This is a genomic window from Actinopolymorpha rutila (assembly GCF_013407855.1).
Lineage (GTDB): Bacteria > Actinomycetota > Actinomycetes > Propionibacteriales > Actinopolymorphaceae > Actinopolymorpha > Actinopolymorpha rutila.
Window position 1 is genome coordinate 2,105,455 of the sequence record NZ_JACBZH010000001.1, and the last position, 16,747, is coordinate 2,122,201.

13 protein-coding genes and 1 pseudogene are annotated in these 16,747 nt (G+C 72.2%); 11 read left to right on the forward strand and 3 right to left on the reverse strand.

The genetic code is table 11. The annotated features are described in order from the left end of the window. Position 1 precedes the first annotated feature (1 nt). Positions 2–676: an ACT domain-containing protein gene (locus F4554_RS09460; RefSeq protein WP_202889225.1), complete on the reverse strand. Its 675-nt coding sequence runs from the start codon at positions 674–676 to the stop codon at positions 2–4. Positions 677–996: 320 nt separating this feature from the next. On the opposite strand from F4554_RS09460, the gene gatC reads away from it, so the two are divergent. The 3 genes from gatC to gatB all read left to right on the forward strand — a co-directional run bounded on the left by gatC (position 997) and on the right by gatB (position 4,377). Next, positions 997–1,314 (forward strand): Asp-tRNA(Asn)/Glu-tRNA(Gln) amidotransferase subunit GatC, encoded by a 318-nt coding sequence (gene gatC, locus F4554_RS32035; RefSeq protein WP_179787036.1) that lies wholly within the window; start codon positions 997–999, stop codon positions 1,312–1,314. After that, complete coding sequence (gene gatA / locus F4554_RS09470; RefSeq protein ID WP_179787037.1) at positions 1,314–2,813, forward strand: Asp-tRNA(Asn)/Glu-tRNA(Gln) amidotransferase subunit GatA; 1,500 nt, start codon at positions 1,314–1,316, stop codon at positions 2,811–2,813. The genes gatC and gatA overlap by 1 nt, the downstream gene beginning before the upstream one ends. Positions 2,814–2,877: 64 nt before the next feature. Continuing rightward, the gene (gatB, locus tag F4554_RS09475) at positions 2,878–4,377 is read left to right on the forward strand and encodes an Asp-tRNA(Asn)/Glu-tRNA(Gln) amidotransferase subunit GatB (RefSeq protein ID WP_179787038.1); all 1,500 of its coding nucleotides are present in this window, start codon (positions 2,878–2,880) and stop codon (positions 4,375–4,377) included. Between the two features lie 69 nt (positions 4,378–4,446). Here the strand turns inward: gatB and F4554_RS09480 are convergent, their stop codons facing one another. Further along, positions 4,447–5,739, reverse strand: coding sequence for a PQQ-dependent sugar dehydrogenase (locus F4554_RS09480; protein WP_179787039.1), 1,293 nt, complete (start codon positions 5,737–5,739; stop codon positions 4,447–4,449). Continuing rightward, positions 5,736–6,914, reverse strand: a complete 1,179-nt coding sequence (locus tag F4554_RS09485) for a PQQ-dependent sugar dehydrogenase (RefSeq protein ID WP_179787040.1) — start codon at positions 6,912–6,914, stop codon at positions 5,736–5,738. Before F4554_RS09485 ends, F4554_RS09480 begins: the two co-directional genes overlap by 4 nt. A gap of 110 nt (positions 6,915–7,024) precedes the next feature. Between F4554_RS09485 and F4554_RS09490 the strand changes: the two genes are divergently transcribed. The 8 genes and pseudogenes from F4554_RS09490 (at position 7,025) to ilvC (ending at position 16,742) form a co-directional block, all read left to right on the forward strand. Continuing rightward, positions 7,025–8,161: a patatin-like phospholipase family protein gene (locus F4554_RS09490; RefSeq protein ID WP_179787041.1), complete on the forward strand. Its 1,137-nt coding sequence runs from the start codon at positions 7,025–7,027 to the stop codon at positions 8,159–8,161. Continuing rightward, complete coding sequence (locus F4554_RS09495; RefSeq protein WP_337795942.1) at positions 8,161–9,126, forward strand: 2-hydroxyacid dehydrogenase; 966 nt, start codon at positions 8,161–8,163, stop codon at positions 9,124–9,126. The genes F4554_RS09490 and F4554_RS09495 overlap by 1 nt, the downstream gene beginning before the upstream one ends. Position 9,127: 1 nt before the next feature. Further along, the gene (locus tag F4554_RS09500) at positions 9,128–10,423 is read left to right on the forward strand and encodes a glycosyltransferase 87 family protein (protein ID WP_179787042.1); all 1,296 of its coding nucleotides are present in this window, start codon (positions 9,128–9,130) and stop codon (positions 10,421–10,423) included. Between the two features lie 145 nt (positions 10,424–10,568). Then, complete coding sequence (ilvD, locus tag F4554_RS09505; RefSeq protein WP_179787043.1) at positions 10,569–12,245, forward strand: dihydroxy-acid dehydratase; 1,677 nt, start codon at positions 10,569–10,571, stop codon at positions 12,243–12,245. 83 nt (positions 12,246–12,328) lie between these two features. Continuing rightward, complete coding sequence (locus tag F4554_RS09510; protein ID WP_179787044.1) at positions 12,329–12,928, forward strand: pyridoxamine 5'-phosphate oxidase family protein; 600 nt, start codon at positions 12,329–12,331, stop codon at positions 12,926–12,928. Between the two features lie 284 nt (positions 12,929–13,212). Next, positions 13,213–14,970 (forward strand): annotated as a pseudogene (locus F4554_RS09515) (acetolactate synthase large subunit); the annotation flags it as partial. Positions 14,971–15,056: 86 nt separating this feature from the next. Continuing rightward, positions 15,057–15,593: an acetolactate synthase small subunit gene (gene ilvN / locus F4554_RS09520; protein WP_092656242.1), complete on the forward strand. Its 537-nt coding sequence runs from the start codon at positions 15,057–15,059 to the stop codon at positions 15,591–15,593. 117 nt (positions 15,594–15,710) lie between these two features. Further along, positions 15,711–16,742 (forward strand): ketol-acid reductoisomerase, encoded by a 1,032-nt coding sequence (gene ilvC / locus F4554_RS09525; protein ID WP_179787046.1) that lies wholly within the window; start codon positions 15,711–15,713, stop codon positions 16,740–16,742. The last annotated feature ends 5 nt before the right edge of the window (positions 16,743–16,747 follow it).

Genomic DNA, 16,747 nt, shown 5'->3' on the forward strand with positions numbered 1-16,747 from the left:
GTCAGGCCTGCGAGAGCGCCTGCCGAACGGTCTGGGTGAGCGCGGCCAGGTGGGCCAGCCGGGCGAGCTCGGAGTCGAGGATCTCCGGCCCGCCGGACCGACCGATCACCAGCGCCCGGTTGGCGTTGCCCATCGGCGTGGCCGCCGCGGTGATGTGCCGCCACCCTCGGTTGTCCCAGTCGGCGGGCACCGCCAGCCGCAGGGGACGTTCCAGCGGCAGCCAGGGCGCCTCGTCGCCGGGCAGGTCGGGTGCGGCCGGGGTGGACTCCTCCACCACCGCCTGCCCGGAGTTTCCGTCCCGGCACACCAGGAACGCCCAGTCGGCGCGGAACACCACCGGGGCGTGCCGGACGAGTACCCGCTCGGCCTCGGCCGGCTGCTCGGTCATCGACTCGACCACCTCGAGGTCGTGGCGCAGCGTTCCGCCGGCGGCGTACCGGGACAACCAGATCACCCGGACGCCAGGCACAGACAGGCAGGCCGACACCAGGGAGTCGGCCCGGCCGCCGAGGGGAAGCTCCATCACGAAGTCGTCGATCGCGGTGCCGTCGGCGCCCCGGGACACCACGTCCACGGCGACGATGTCGGCGCCGACCTTGCCCAGGGCCGAGGCGACTTCGCCGAGGCCGCCGGGCTGGTCGGGGAGCGCGATGCGCAGCAGGTACACGCTGCTCATTGTGGCGCGATCGACGCCTTCGCGCGGTTGCGCGGACGTAACCGATCGACCTGGCGCGACCAGACCCGGCCAAGCCGGGACCATCCCTCCCGACCCGGCCACGCCCGCGTCGTGCTCTCTTCATTGTCGCGCCGTGATCGCGCCGCGGTCCGGACCGCGGCGGGTTCGGCTCGCGGCGGTCGCGGGCGCTGCCGCGTAGGCTCCTAGGATTGCCCTACGGCCGACGTCTGCCGCCCTCCGGCGGCGGCCGTACCCCACCAGCCAGAGGCACTCCGCGACCCGCCGGAGTGCTCCACGAACGAGGTAAAGGAAGCACTCCAGTGCCTGCGATCACCCGCGAGGAGGTCGCGCACCTAGCGCGCCTCGCTCGGATCGAGCTGACCGACGACGAACTCGACCACTACGCCGGCCAGCTGGGCGTCATCCTCGAGTCGGTCGCCCAGGTCGGCGAGGTGGCCGCCCAGGACATTCCGCCCACTTCCCACCCGGTGCCGCTCACCAACGTCTTCCGCGCCGACGAGGTGCGCCCGGGGCTGACGGCCGAGGAGGCGCTGGCCGGCGCCCCCGTCGTCGACGGTGAGCCCGCGGTCGAGGAGAGCCGCTTCCGCGTTCCCCGCATTCTCGGTGAGGAGGCCTGATGAGCGACAGCGACCTGACCAGGCTCACCGCCGCCCGCCTCGCCGGGCTGATCAGCACCGGCGAGGCCTCCGCGGTGGAGGTCACGCAGGCACACCTGGACCGGATCGGCAAGGTCGACGACCGGATCCACGCTTTCCTCCACCTCGACACAGAGGGCGCGCTCGGCGCCGCCCGTCAGGTGGACGACCGGCGCGCGGCCGGCGACACGCTCGGCCCGCTGGCCGGTGTCCCGCTCGCGCTCAAGGACGTCCTCACCATGAAGGACGTGCCGACCACCTGCGGCTCGCGGATCCTGCAGGGCTGGCGGCCGCCGTACGACTCGACCGTCGTCCGACGGCTGCGCGAGGCCGGCGTGGTCGTCCTGGGCAAGACCAACATGGACGAGTTCGCGATGGGCTCCTCCACGGAGAACTCCGCCTTCGGGCCGACCCGCAACCCGTGGGACACCGACCGGATTCCCGGCGGTTCCGGCGGCGGTTCGTCGGCCTCGCTGGCGGCGTTCGAGGCGCCGCTGGCGATCGGCACCGACACCGGCGGTTCGATCCGCCAGCCCGGCTCGGTGACCGGCACGGTCGGGGTGAAGCCCACCTACGGCGGGGTGTCCCGCTACGGCCTGGTGGCGTTCTCCTCCAGCCTGGACCAGGCCGGCCCGTGTGCCCGGACGGTGCTCGACGCCGCGCTGCTGCACAGTGTGATCGCCGGCCACGACCCGCTGGACTCCACCTCGATCGACCGTCCCGTCCCGCCGGTGGTGGACGCCGCCCGCAACCCCGACGTGCGCGGACTGCGGGTCGGCGTGGTGAAGGAGCTCGGCGGCGCCGGCTTCCAGCCCGGGGTGGAGCAGCGCTTCCGCGAGGCGGTCGACCTGCTCTCCGACCTGGGGGCCGAGGTGGTGGAGGTGTCCTGCCCGCACTTCACCTACGGCCTGGCCGCCTACTACCTCATCGCGCCGAGCGAGGCGTCCAGCAACCTCGCCCGCTTCGACGGGATGCGGTACGGCCTGCGCGCCGGCGACGACGGCCGGCACAGCGCCGAGGAGGTGATGGCGCTGACCCGCGAGGCGGGGTTCGGCGACGAGGTCAAGCGGCGCATCATGATCGGCACGTACGCCCTGTCCAGCGGTTACTACGACGCCTACTACGGCCAGGCGCAGAAGGTGCGCACGCTCATCACCCGCGACTTCGAGCGGGCGTACGAGCAGGTCGACGTGCTGGTGTCGCCGACCACGCCCACGACGGCGTTCCGGATCGGCGAGCGGGTGGACGACCCACTGGCGATGTACGCCGCCGACCTGTGCACCATCCCCGCTAACCTGGCCGGCAACGCCGCCGCGTCCTTCCCGGCCGGCCGCTCGCCCGAGGACGGGCTGCCGGTGGGGCTGCACGTGATGGCGCCGGCGATGGCCGACGACCGGCTCTACCGCGTGGGCGCCGCCGTGGAGCAGGAGTTCGAGCGTCGCTGGGGTCACCCGCTGCTGGCGGAGGTGCCGGAGCTGTGAGACCAGCCACCCAACCAACGCCGGCCACGCACGCAACGCCCGCAGGCGAGGAGAACGACGCATCATGACCGTCACCACCGACCTGATGTCCTACGACGAGGCTCTGGAGCTCTTCGACCCGGTGATGGGTCTGGAGGTGCACGTCGAGCTGAACACCGCCACCAAGATGTTCTGCGGGTGCCCGACGGAGTTCGGTGCGGCCCCCAACACCCAGGTGTGCCCGGTCTGCCTCGGCCTGCCGGGCTCGCTGCCGGCGGTGAACGGCCGTGCGGTCGAGTCGGCGATCCGGATCGGGCTGGCCCTGGGCTGCGACATCGCGCCGTGGTGCCGGTTCGCGCGGAAGAACTACTTCTACCCGGACATGCCGAAGGACTTCCAGACCAGTCAGTACGACGAGCCGATCGCCGTCAACGGCGTGGTCGAGGTGGAGGTCGAGGGCCAGACCTTCCGGGTGGAGATCGAGCGCGCCCACATGGAGGAGGACACCGGCAAGTCCTCCCACGTCGGGGTCAGCGGCCGCATCCAGGGCGCCGACTACTCCATCGTCGACTACAACCGCGCCGGCATCCCCCTGATCGAGATCGTCACCAAGCCGATCGAGGGCGCCGGCCGGCTGGCACCGCAGGTGGCCCGGGCCTACGTCGCGCAGCTGCGGGACCTGCTCCGGGCGCTCGGCGTGTCCGACGTGCGGATGGAGCAGGGGTCGCTGCGCTGCGACGCGAACATCTCCCTGCGCCGGCAGGGCGAGACCGCGTACGGCCTGCGTACCGAGACCAAGAACGTCAACTCGCTGCGGTCGGTCGAACGCGCCCTGACGTACGAGATCTGCCGGCAGGCCGCGATCCTCGCCGACGGCGGCAAGGTCACCCAGGAGACCCGGCACTGGCACGAGGACACCGGCGTCACCACGTCCGGTAGGTCCAAGGAGGAGGCGGAGGACTACCGATACTTCCCCGAGCCCGACCTGGTGCCGATCGCCCCCTCCGCGGAGTGGGTGGAGGAGCTGAGGGCGACCCTGCCGGAGCCGCCGAGCCGGCACCGGCGCCGGCTGTTCGAGGCGTGGGGCTTCACCGAGATGGAGTTCCGCGACGTCCTCGGCGCGGGTGCGCTGCTCCTGGTCGAGGCGACGGTGGAGGCCGGCACCACGCCGGCGGCGGCCCGCAAGTGGTGGCTGGGCGAGCTGGCCCGACGGGCCAAGGACACCGAGGTCGAACTCGAGGCGCTACCCATCACGCCCGCTCAGGTCGCGGGAGTGCAGGCCCTGGTCGACGCCGGCACCGTCAACGACAAGTTGGCACGGGAGGTCATCGACGGCGTACTCGCCGGCGAGGGCACCCCGGAGGAGGTCGTCGAGAAGCGTGGGCTCGCGGTCGTCAGCGACGACTCCGCGCTCGGCGCGGCGGTCGACCGGGCGATCGAGGCCAACCCCGGCGTCGCGGACAAGATCCGTGGCGGGAAGGTGGCCGCGGCCGGTGCGCTGATCGGCGCGGTGATGAAGGAGATGCGCGGACAGGCCGACGCGGGCCGCGTCCGCGAGCTGATCCTGCAGCGCCTCGGGCAGTGACCGCAGGCGCGGCGACCGTCGGGCGGTGACCCGGACCCGGGCCTATGCGCAAGGTGCGGTTGACGCGGGCTACCGGGTCAACCGCACCCGCAGGATCCGGTCGTCGCCCGGTCGCGGGGAGACCCGGCCGTCGGTGTTGTTCGTGAGCAGCCACAGCGATCCGTCCGGTGCCCGGGCGACGTGCCGCAGCCGTCCGTACGTACCGACGAAGAACGCCTTCGACGGTCCCGTCACGCGGCCGCCGGCGACCGGCACCCGCCACAGGCGTTCACCGCGCAGCGAGGCCAGCCACATCGACCCGTCGGCGTAGGCGAGCCCGGACGGTGAGGCGTCGTCGGTGGGCCACTGCGCCAGTGGGTCGACGTACCCGCGCCCCGCACCGCCGCGCCCCTCCAGCACCGGCCAGCCGTAGTTGCCGCCGGCCCGGATCCGGTTCAGCTCGTCCGCCGCCTTGTCGCCGAACTCGCTCGCCCACAGCCTGCCCTGCGGGTCGAAGACCAGACCCTCGACGTTGCGGTGACCGTAGGTCCACACCGCGGTGCCGAACGGGTTGCCCGGCGCGGGTTTCCCGCTCGCGGTGAGGCGGAGGATCTTGCCGCCGAGCGAGGAGCGGTTCTGCGCCCGGGCGCGCTGTTCGCCGTCACCGGTGGGTACGTAGAGGTAGCCGTCCGGCCCGAACCGCAGCCGCCCGCCGTTGTGGTGCTGCGGCCCGCGCGGGATCCCGGTGAAGACCGCCTTCGGCGCGCCGAGCCGGGAGCCGTCGTAGGTCATGCGTACGACCCGGTTGTCGGTACGAGTGGTGATGTACGCGTACAGCAGACGGTCCCGGGAGTAGTGCGGCGACAGGGCCAGGCCGAGCAGTCCACCCTCGCCCTCGTGCACGACGCCGGGCACCCGGCCGACGGTGCCGACCCGCCCGCCCGGGGTCACCCGGTCGATGCGCGCGGTGTCGCGTTCGGACAGCAGGGCGGACCCGTCGGGCAGGAACGCGAGGTCCCACGGTGTGGTGAGCCCCTTCGCGATGGTGCCGGCGACGACGGGACGGGCGGGACCGGCAGGGCGCGCGGCCGGCGCCTTCCGGGATGCGGTGGGCCGCGGAGTGGGCCGCCGGGTGGGCGCGGGCGAGGTGGCCCGGGCGGACGGCTTTGGTGACCTCGTGGTGGCCGACGGCGTGGGGCCGGCCGTGCTCGGCGTCGGCCGGGCGCTCTTCGTCGGTGTGGCCCGACGGTCCGGCCCGGCGGCGCCGTCGGAGTTACCGGAGCCGGTGAGCCCACAGGCGGTGGCCGTGCACAGCGCCACGGTCACCAGGACCGCACGCAGGACCACACGCGGGGCCGGGTGCGGGGTTCGGGAGTTGGTCATGGAAGCCTCAATCGCAGGACCCGGTCGTCGCCGGGCTCGGGTGCTCCCCGTCCGTCGGTGTTGCTGGTGCTCAGCCACAGGCTGCCGTCCGGCGCGACCGCGACGGTGCGCAGTCGGCCGTAGGTGCCGGTGAAGTATGCCTGCGGTTCGCCGGCCCGGCGGCCGTCCCGTACCGGGATCCGCCACAGCCGGCGCCCGCGCAGGCCGGCCATCCACAGCGCGCCGTCGGCGTAGGCGAGACCGGACGGCGAGGCGTCGCTGGTCGGCCACTGCGCCACCGGGTCAAGCGACCTGCGGTCCTGCGAGATCCCCTCCGCCTGCGGCCAGCCGTAGTTGCCGCCTCTGCGGATGAGGTTGAGCTCGTCCCAGGTGTCCTGGCCGAACTCGCCGGCCCACAACCGGCCGTCGGGGTCGAACGCGAGGCCCTGGACGTTTCGGTGCCCGTAGCTCCACACCGGCGAGCCCCCGAACGGGTTGCCGGGCGCGGGTTTGCCGTCCGGGGTCAGCCGGAGGATCTTGCCGCCCAGGGAGCGCCGGTCCTGGGCGTTGTCGCCGTCGGTGGCGTCACCGGTCCCGACGTACAACATGCCGTCCGGTCCGAACACCATCCGCCCGCCGTTGTGCACGCCCGCCGAAGGGATGCCGGTCAGGAGCACCTCCGGGCTGCCGAGCCGCCCGTCGGCGTACCGCATCCGCACGATCCGGTTGTCCTTCGCGGTGGTGAGGTACGCGTAGACGTACGGCTGGTCCTGAAACGTCGAGGCCACCGCGAGCCCGAGCAGCCCGCCCTCGCCGCCGGCCTGGACACCGGGCACCCGGCCCACCTCGGCGGGCCGGCCACTCCCGGGGGTGTCGGCCCCGGAGCTCCCCGCGGGGATCCGGCGTACCCGGCCGGAGTCGCGTTCGGCGACCAGAGCGCTGCGGTCGGGCAGGAACGCGAGCCCCCACGGCGCGGCCAGCCCGGTGGCGACGACCCCGGTCACCCGCGGCCGGTGCGCGGCGTCCCCGGTCGAGCCGGTGCCCGTGGGCGACGGCCGGGTGTCGTCCTCGCCCGGTCCGGACGAGGGCGAACAGCCGACGGCGCCGGCGACCAGCGCGGCGGCGACGGTACCGGTGACAGCCCTGCCGACCGACCTGCCGACCGGCCGGGCGAGCAGTAGCCTGGCGCGACGCATGGGCCCAGTCTGCACGGCGACCGGCGCGGCCACCCACCGCGCCATCGGACGGCGTTGCGCTCGGCCACGAACCAGTCGCTCAGGGTCGCAGGATCGGACTACCTTCAGGTATGAGCACCACGCGAAAGAGTCCGGGCGCGGAAGGCCGCGCCGGGCGGACGGGAAAGCGGACGGAGAAGGCCGCCGGGACACTTCCCGCGGACCTCGTCCTGGAAGGCGGCGGCGTCAAGGGGATCGGGCTGGTCGGCGCGGTCGGGACGTTCGCCAAGAGCGGGTACGACTTCCGGCGGATCGCCGGGACGTCGGCCGGCGCCCTCGTCGGTGCGGTCCTCGCCGGCCTGCAGGTGGCCGGTGAGCCGCTGGACCGGCTGGAGGAGATCGCCCGCACCCTCGACTACCGGAAGTTCCGCGACCGGGGCCGCGTCGGCGGTGTCGTGGGCGGAGTCGCCGACCGGGTGGGCCTCGGGCTCCTGGTCGACGGGATGTCGCTGGCGGTGGAGTCCGGCCTGTTCGAGGGGAAGTATCTCCACGACTGGATCGCCGGCGTCCTGGCGGACCTCGGCGTGAGGACGTTCGGCGATCTGCGGCTGCCGCCCGACCCCGGCAGCGACCTGCCGACCGGCCACCGCTACCGCCTGGTCGTGCTGGCCAGCGACGTGTCCCGGCAATGTGCGGCCCGGCTGCCGTGGGACTACCCGGAGTACGGCCTCGACCCCGACGAGCAGTCGGTCGCCGATGCCGTCCGGGCCTCCGCGTCCATCCCGTACTTCTTCGAGCCCTACACGCTGCGGGCCGGCCGGGCGAACGCGGCCAGGGCGGCGGTCGCCGGCAGGGGCGCCGGGGCGGGCGACGCCACGCTGGTCGACGGCGGCCTGCTGTGGAACTTCCCGATCACCATCTTCGACCGCACCGACGGCAGACCGCCCCGGTGGCCGACATTCGGCGTCCGTCTTTCCACCCAGCCCGGACCTGTGGCACGCTCCCATCCGGTACGCGGGCCGGTCGCGCTGACCGCCGCGCTGGTCGAGACGTTGCTGCAGGCGCACAACGTCGAGCTCGCCCAGCAGCCGTGCAGCCTGATCCGGACGACGTTCGTGGACTCCTCGGCGGTGTCCGCGGTCGACTTCGACGTCACCGCCGAACAACAGGACGCGCTGCTGGCCGAGGGGTCACAGGCGGCCCGGGAGTTCCTGCGCACGTGGGACTTCGACCAGTACGTCACGAAGTGCCGAGGAGGACCTCAGTAGTGGGAGCAGCAGCGAGCGGGACGGGCGAGCCGGGCGGTCCCGGCGAGACGGGCACCGCGCGGCGGGTGTGGCTGCCGGAGCCGCCGGAGGTGTACGACGACCTGCCCGCCGGGCTGGCGATCGACGTGTACGACGGGCTGGCCGAGCCGCCGGACACGATCGGTGACGTGGCGTTCTACGTTCCGCCGTACATGGGCGCGCCGCACACCGTCGAGATCATCGCCGACATGCCCAGGCTGGAGGTCGTACAGACCCTCACCGCCGGCGTGGAGAACGTCCGCCCGTTCGTCGGCCCCGACGTCACGTTGTGCAACGCCCGCGGCGTGCACGACGCGAGCACCGCCGAACTCGGCGTCGGGCTGATCATCGCCTCGCTGCGCGGATTCCCCGACTTCGTGCGTGCCCAGGACGAGCATCGCTGGGCCGCCGGCCGGCGGCCGGCCCTGGCAGACCGGCGGGTGCTCCTCGTGGGGTACGGCGCGATCGGCCGGGCGCTCGAACGCCGACTGGAGCCGTTCGAGTGCGAGATCGTCAGGGTCAGCCGTACGCCGGCGGAGGGTGTGGCCGGCATGGACCGGCTGCCGGAGCTCCTGCCCACCGCCGACGTGGTGGTGCTGCTGGTCCCGCTGACCGAGCAGACGCACGGCCTGGTGGACGCGAAGTTCCTGTCCCAGCTCGGTGACGGCGCCCTCGTGGTCAACCTCGCCCGCGGCCCGGTCGTCGACACCGACGCCCTGCTGGCCGAGCTGACCGCCCGTCGGCTGCGGGCGGCGCTGGACGTGACCGACCCCGAGCCGCTACCGGCCGGCCACCCGCTGTGGGACGCGCCCGGGCTGCTGCTGAGCCCGCACGTGGGCGGCAACACCTCCGCGTTCGTCCCGCGCGGGCGGCGGCTGGTGAGCGCCCAGCTTCGCCGGTACGCCGCGGGGGAGCCGCTGGTCAACACCGTCGCCGGAGCGTACTGACGTGGCGACCAGTACCAACAGCACGGACAGCAGGGGCGAGACGACCGGGACCGTCGAGGCGACCGGGACGCCCCGCGCGGGCATCGCGGGCGTCGTCGCCCGGGTCGCGCTGCCGATCGTCGCACTGCTCGCGATGCTGCCCTTCGCACAGTCGTACGGTGAGTTCTGGCCCTGGCAGCCGAACACCGTCGACCTGGACGTGTACATCTACACGGGCCACGTCGTGCTCGGCGGCGGGGACATCCTCACCGCCCGTACGCCGGACACCGCGCTCGCGTTCATCTACCCGCCGGTCGCGGCGCTGCTCAGCGTTCCGCTGGTGTTCGTACCGCAGACGCTCCTGCAGCTGGTCTGGACGGTCCTGAACGGTCTCGCGCTGCTGTTCGTCCTGCACCGGGCGGGCCTGCGCGGCTGGCGGCTGTCGCTGCTGGCCACGGCCTTTGCGCTGGTGGTGGAGCCGGTGCGCGCCACCGTCAGCTTCGGCCAGATCAACGTGTTCCTGATGGCGCTGGTGGTCGCCGACCTGGTGCCCGGGCGCCGATGGCTGCCGCGGCTCGGCCGGGCCGGCGGACGGTTGCTGCCCACTGGCGTACTCACCGGCGTCTCGGCGGCGATCAAGGTCACGCCCGCGTTGTTCGTGGTGATGCTGCTGTTCGTCAGGCGGTGGAAGGAGGCGCGCACCGTCGTCGTCACCGCCGCGGTGATCACCGTCGCCACCGCCGTGGTGATGCCGCGGGAGACCATTGGGTTCGCGAAGCTGCTGCTGTCCGGCGACACCCGCACCGGGCCCGCGCACTTCCTGATGAACCAGTCGATGCTGGGTGTCGTCGTCCGGCTCTTCGGTTACGGCGGCTGGCAGCACTACGCCGGACTCGCGCTCGGAGCGGCGGCGGGCATCGCCGGTGCGTACGTCGCGTCGGTGTGGTGGCGGCGTGGCGAGCCGATGCTGGCGGTCTCGCTCTGCGGCCTGGCCACCCTGCTCGCGTCCCCGCTGTCGTGGACGCACCACTACGTCTGGGTGGTGCCGCTCGGCGCCACGGTGCTGGTCGGCTCGCACCTGCCGCGTTCGCTGCGCTGGACCGGTGCGGTGTTCGTGGTGTGGGTGGCGGCCGCGATCTTCAAGTACGTCCTGCCGTGGGGCGGCGACGTCGAACTCTCCTACGCGCCGTGGCAACAACTGCTCAGCGTGCTCGGCCCGGTGCTCGGGCTGGCCGTGCTCGCGGTGGCGTACGCGACCGGCCGGCAGGTCACCCGCGAGCCCGACCGTCGGCCCCTCGCGGACGCCGCCGTAAAGTGAGGGTGCGGTGACCCCGCCCCCCATACCGCGGCCCGGGTGCACGTTCCCGCGATTTGCTGCGCATCCGCAGCCGACCGCTCGGCGTACCGGCGCCACGCCCCAGCAAGCCCCACCACCGCCACGGTGAACGAGGAGCCCAACGCACATGAGTAGCGACATCAAGCCGCGCAGCCGGGAGGTCACCGACGGACTGGAGCGGGCCGCCGCCCGCGGCATGCTCCGCGCGGTCGGGATGGGCGACGAGGACTGGGAGAAGCCCCAGATCGGCGTCGCCTCGTCGTGGAACGAGATCACCCCCTGCAACCTCTCCCTCGACCGGCTGGCCAAGGCCGCCAAGGACGGCGTGCACGCCGCCGGCGGTTACCCGATGGAGTTCGGCACCATCTCGGTGTCCGACGGCATCTCGATGGGCCACGTCGGCATGCACTTCTCCCTGGTGTCCCGGGAGATCATCGCCGACTCGGTGGAGACGGTCATGGAGGCCGAACGCCTGGACGGCTCGGTGCTGCTGGCCGGCTGCGACAAGAGCCTGCCCGGCATGCTGATGGCCGCCGCCCGGCTCGACCTCGCGTCGGTGTTCGTCTACGCCGGCTCGATCCTGCCCGGCAAGGTCGACGGCCGCGACGTCACCATCATCGACGCGTTCGAGGCGGTCGGCGCGTGCGCGCGCGGGCTGATCCCGCGCGAGGAGGTCGACCGGATCGAGAAGGCGATCTGCCCCGGCGAGGGCGCCTGCGGCGGCATGTACACCGCCAACACGATGGCCAGCGCGGCCGAGGCGCTCGGCATGGCACTGCCCGGGTCGGCGGCCCCGCCGGCGGTCGACCGTCGCCGTGACGGCATCGCCCGGCGTTCCGGCGAAGCCGTGGTGGAGATGCTGCGCCGCGGCCTTACCGCCCGCCAGATCCTCAGCAAGGAGGCGTTCGAGAACGCCATCGCGGTGGTGATGGCGCTCGGCGGCTCCACGAACGCCGTACTCCACCTGCTCGCCATCGCCCGCGAGGCCGAGGTCGACCTCACCCTCGACGACTTCAACCGGATCGGCGACCAGGTGCCGCACCTCGGCGACCTCAAGCCGTTCGGCCGGTACGTCATGAGCGACGTCGACCGGGTGGGCGGGATCCCGGTGGTGATGCGCGCGCTGCTCGACGCCGGTCTGCTGCACGGTGAGCCGATGACGGTGACCGGCAAGACCGTGGCGGAGAACCTCGCCGACATCGACCCGCCCGACCTGGACGGCACGATCATCCGCGCGATCAAGGACCCGATCCACCGCACCGGCGGCCTGACGATCCTGCGCGGCTCGCTGGCCGAGGACGGCGCCGTGGTCAAGAGCGCGGGCCTGGAGGCCGCGGTGTTCGAGGGCCCGGCCCGGGTCTTCGAACGCGAGCGCGGTGCCCTGGACGCCCTCGAGGACGGCACCATCCAGGCCGGCGACGTGGTCGTCATCCGGTACGAAGGACCCAAGGGCGGACCGGGGATGCGGGAGATGCTCGCCATCACCGGCGCGATCAAGGGCGCGGGCCTGGGCAAGGACGTCCTGCTGCTCACCGACGGCCGGTTCTCCGGCGGGACGACCGGCCTGTGCGTCGGCCACGTCGCGCCCGAGGCGGTCGACGGCGGCCCGATCGCGCTGATCCGCGACGGCGACGTGGTCCGGCTGGACATGACCAACCGGACGCTCGACCTGCTCGTCGACGCCGACGAGCTCGAGCGCCGTCGCGGCGACTGGACGCCGCTGCCGCCGACGTACACCCGCGGTGTGCTCGGCAAGTACGCCCGGCTGGTGACGTCCGCGGCGCACGGCGCCGTGTGCGGCTGACGACTCCACGACTGGGCGGCGGTACGACCGGCTTCACGCACGACCGGCCTCACGGCACGACCGACGGCGAAGGGGGAACACCGATGGGCAAGGTGCACGAGCGCATCGACGGGCGGCTGCGGCAGTTCGTCGAGGCACAACGGGTGTTCTTCGTCGCCACGGCGCCGAGCGGGTCCGACGGGCACGTGAACGTCTCGCCGAAGGGCATCGGCGGGACGTTCGCGGTGCTCGACGAGCACACCGTCGCCTACCTCGACATCACCGCGAGCGGGGCGGAGACGATCGCCCACCTGCGGCAGAACGGCCGGATCACGCTGATGTTCTGCGCGTTCGAGGGGCCCCCGAACGTCGTCCGGCTGCACGGGCGGGGCCGGGTGGTGTCGATGTACGACGAGGAGTTCGCCGGGCTGGCCGCGCTGTTCACCGAGCGGCGCGGCGCCCGGGCGGTGATCGTCGTGGACGTCACCCGGATCTCCGACTCCTGTGGCTACGGCGTACCCCTGATGGACTACGTGGGGGAGCGGGACCTGCTGCCCCAGCACATGGGCCGCAAGGGCGAGGAGGGGCTGCGCGACTACCGCCGGCAGAAGAACCAGCGCAGCGTGGACGGCCTGCCCGCGTTCGATGACGACGCCATGTGGACGGATCGTCCGCATGGCGAGACTGCCAAGGGTTTGGCTTGACGTGAAGGCGGCCGGTCGGAAAACCTGCATGGGTGCGTCCGCAGATTCTCGTACTCCACTCGCGCGCCGGCTGACCGCTCTCGAAGCTCCCAGCCAGCGCGCTCCCCTCGTTGCCCACACGGGCCGAGGGGTTTTTGTTTCCCAGGGGACTCTTCTGACGGCGCACACCACCACGACGACGACACCCGCAGCACCGGCAGGACCCGCAACACCAGCACCACCCGCACAGGCAGCACCGGCAGGAACGCCGGCGGTTCCAGCAGCGGGACACCCGGCACGACAGCGAGAGGACGCTCATGAGTGAGCAGATGACGGGGGCGCAGAGCCTGATCAGATCGCTGGAGGAAGCCGGCGTCGACACGGTATTCGGCATCCCCGGCGGGGCGATCCTCCCCGCGTACGACCCGCTCCTGGACTCCCGCAAGATCCGGCACGTGCTGGTCCGCCACGAGCAGGGCGCCGGCCACGCCGCCGAGGGCTACGCCCTGGCCACCGGCAAGGTCGGCGTGTGCATGGCGACTTCCGGGCCGGGCGCCACCAACCTCGTCACCCCGATCGCCGACGCCTACATGGACTCCGTGCCGATGGTCGCGGTCACCGGCCAGGTCGCCGCCAGCTCGATCGGGACCGACGCCTTCCAGGAAGCCGACATCCAGGGCATCACGCTCCCGATCACCAAGCACAACTACCTCGTCACCGACCCGGCGGAGATCCCGCGCACGATCGCCGAGGCGTTCCACATCGCCTCCACCGGCCGCCCCGGCCCGGTCCTGGTCGACGTGTCCAAGGACGCGATGCAGGCGATGACCACGTTCGAGTGGCCGGCAGGTGTCGACCTGCCCGGCTACCGCCCGGTGAGCCGCCCGCACGCCAAGCAGGTCCGCGAGGCGGCCCGGCTGATCAGCGAGGCCCGGCGCCCGGTGCTCTACGTCGGCGGCGGGGTGCTGCGTGCCCGGGCCGCGCGGGAGCTGCGGGTGCTCGCGGAGATGACCGGGATCCCGGTGGTCACCACGCTGATGGCCCGCGGCGCGTTCCCCGACAACCACCAGCTGCACCTCGGCATGCCCGGGATGCACGGCACCGTCGCGGCGGTCGGCGCGCTGCAGAAGGCAGACCTGCTGATCAGCCTGGGCGCGAGGTTCGACGACCGGGTGACCGGGAAGCTGGACACGTTCGCGCCGCGGGCGAAGATCGTGCACGCCGACATCGACCCGGCCGAGATCTCCAAGAACCGCACCGCCGACGTGCCGATCGTCGGTGACTGCCGGGAGGTCATCGCCGACCTGGTGGTCGCGCTGCAGGCCGAGCACGCCGCGGGCCGCACGGGCGACTACACCGGCTGGTGGCGGCTGCTGGAGGAGTGGCGTTCCCGCTACCCGCTGGGCTACGACAAGCCCGACGACGGCTCGCTGTCGCCGCAGCAGGTGATCGAGCGGATCGGCCAGGTCGCGGGGCCGGAGGCGATCTACGTCCCGGGTGTGGGCCAGCACCAGATGTGGACCGCGCAGTTCGTCTCGTACGAGAATCCCGGCACGTTCCTCAGCTCCGGCGGACTCGGCACGATGGGCTTCTCGGTGCCGGCCGCGATGGGCGCCAAGGCGGGCCGGCCCGACGCCACCGTCTGGGCGATCGACGGCGACGGCTGCTTCCAGATGACCAACCAGGAGCTGGCCACCTGCGCGCTGGACAACATCCCGATCAAGGTCGCGGTGATCAACAACTCCAGCCTCGGCATGGTCCGGCAGTGGCAGACCCTCTTCTACGAGGGCCGCTACTCCAACACCGACCTGCACTCCAGCCGGATCCCCGACTTCGCCAAGCTTGCCGAGGCGTACGGCTGTGTGGGGCTGCGCTGCGACAAGGCCGAGGACATCGACGACGTGCTGGCCAAGGCGATGGCGATCAACGACGTCCCGGTGGTGATCGACTTCGTGGTCCACCGCGACGCCATGGTGTGGCCGATGGTGGCGGCCGGCACCAGCAACGACGACATCAAGATCGCGCGCGACCTGGCGCCGGTCTGGGAGAACGACGACCTCTGAGACTCCGCAGCGTCGCCGACCCAAAGGACCCAGGCGTCCCTCAGTCGTCGTAGCCGGCGCCCCTCGAAAGGACAAGGACGAGGCACATGTCCCGACACACCCTCTCCGTGCTGGTCGAGAACAAACCCAGTGTCCTGGCTCGCATAGCCGGACTCTTCTCCCGGCGCGGGTTCAACATCGACTCCCTCGCGGTCGGCCCGACCGAGCACCCGGAGATCTCCCGGATGACGATCGTGGTCAACGTCGAGGAGCTCCCGCTGGAGCAGGTGACCAAGCAGCTCAACAAGCTGGTCAACGTCATCAAGATCGTCGAGCTCGAACCCTCCACCTCGGTCCAGCGCGAGCTGCTGCTGGTCAAGGTGAAGGCCGACGGTCAGGCCCGGGGCAGCGTGCTGGAGACGGTCCAGCTGTTCCGGGCGAAGGTGGTCGACGTCGGGACCGATACCGTGACGATCGAGGCGACCGGCAGCCCGGACAAGCTCGACGCGATGCTGCGGGTCCTCGAGCCGTACGGCATCCGCGAGCTGGTGCAGTCGGGCATGGTCGCCGTCGGGCGCGGCGGCCGTTCCATCACAGACCGGACGCTTCGTTCCCTGGACCGGGTGGGCGAGCGGAGCGCCTGAGGGCAGGGCGTGGGCGGACTCCCGCGAGGAGCCGGACCGCGCGTTCAGCCACCGAAACACACCGGGGCCGTACCCGTCGTACGACCCGCACACAATGAATTGGTCAAAGGAGAAGTTGTGGCAGAGCTGTTCTACGACGACGATGCCGATCTCGCGGTCATCCAGGGTCGTACCGTCGCCGTTCTCGGATACGGCAGTCAGGGCCACGCCCACGCGCTGTCGCTGCGGGACTCTGGTGTCGACGTCCGCGTCGGCCTGCCCGAGGGCTCGAAGAGCCGTGCCAAGGCCGAGGCGGAGGGCCTTCGGGTCCTCACGCCGGCGGAGGCGGTGGAGGAGTCCAACCTGATCGTCATCCTGGCGCCGGACCCGGTGCAGCGGAAGCTGTACGCCGAGGCGGTCGAGCCCAACCTCGCCGACGGCGACGCGTTGTTCTTCGGCCACGGGTTCAACATCCGGTTCGGCTACATCAAGCCGCCGGCCGGGGTGGACGTGGCGATGGTCGCACCGAAGGGCCCCGGTCACCTGGTGCGCCGCGAGTACACCGAGGGGCGCGGTGTCCCGGTGCTCGTCGCGGTCGAGCAGGACGCCACCGGCGGGGCCTGGCCGCTCACCCTGGCGTACGCGAAGGCCATCGGCGGACTGCGCGCCGGCGGCATCAAGACGACGTTCACCGAGGAGACCGAGACCGACCTGTTCGGCGAGCAGGCCGTGCTGTGCGGCGGTGCCTCGGCGCTGATCCAGGCGGGCTTCGAGACGCTCATCGAGGCCGGCTACCAGCCCGAGGTCGCCTACTTCGAGTGCCTGCACGAGCTGAAGCTGATCGTCGACCTGATGTACGAGGGCGGAATCGCCAAGCAGCGTTGGTCGATCTCCGACACCGCCGAGTACGGCGACTACGTGTCCGGCCCGCGGATCATCGACGAGTCGGTGAAGGCCCGGATGCGCGACGTCCTCGCCGACATCAAGGACGGCACGTTCGCGCAGCGCTTCATCGACGACCAGGATGCCGGTGGCCCGGAGTTCAAGAAGTTCCGCGAGCAGTCGGAGAAGCACCCGATCGAGACCGTCGGCCGTGACCTGCGCAAGCTGATGGCCTGGGTGAAGAGCCACGACGACGACTACGTCGAGGGCACGGCCTCCCGCAGCTGACGTTT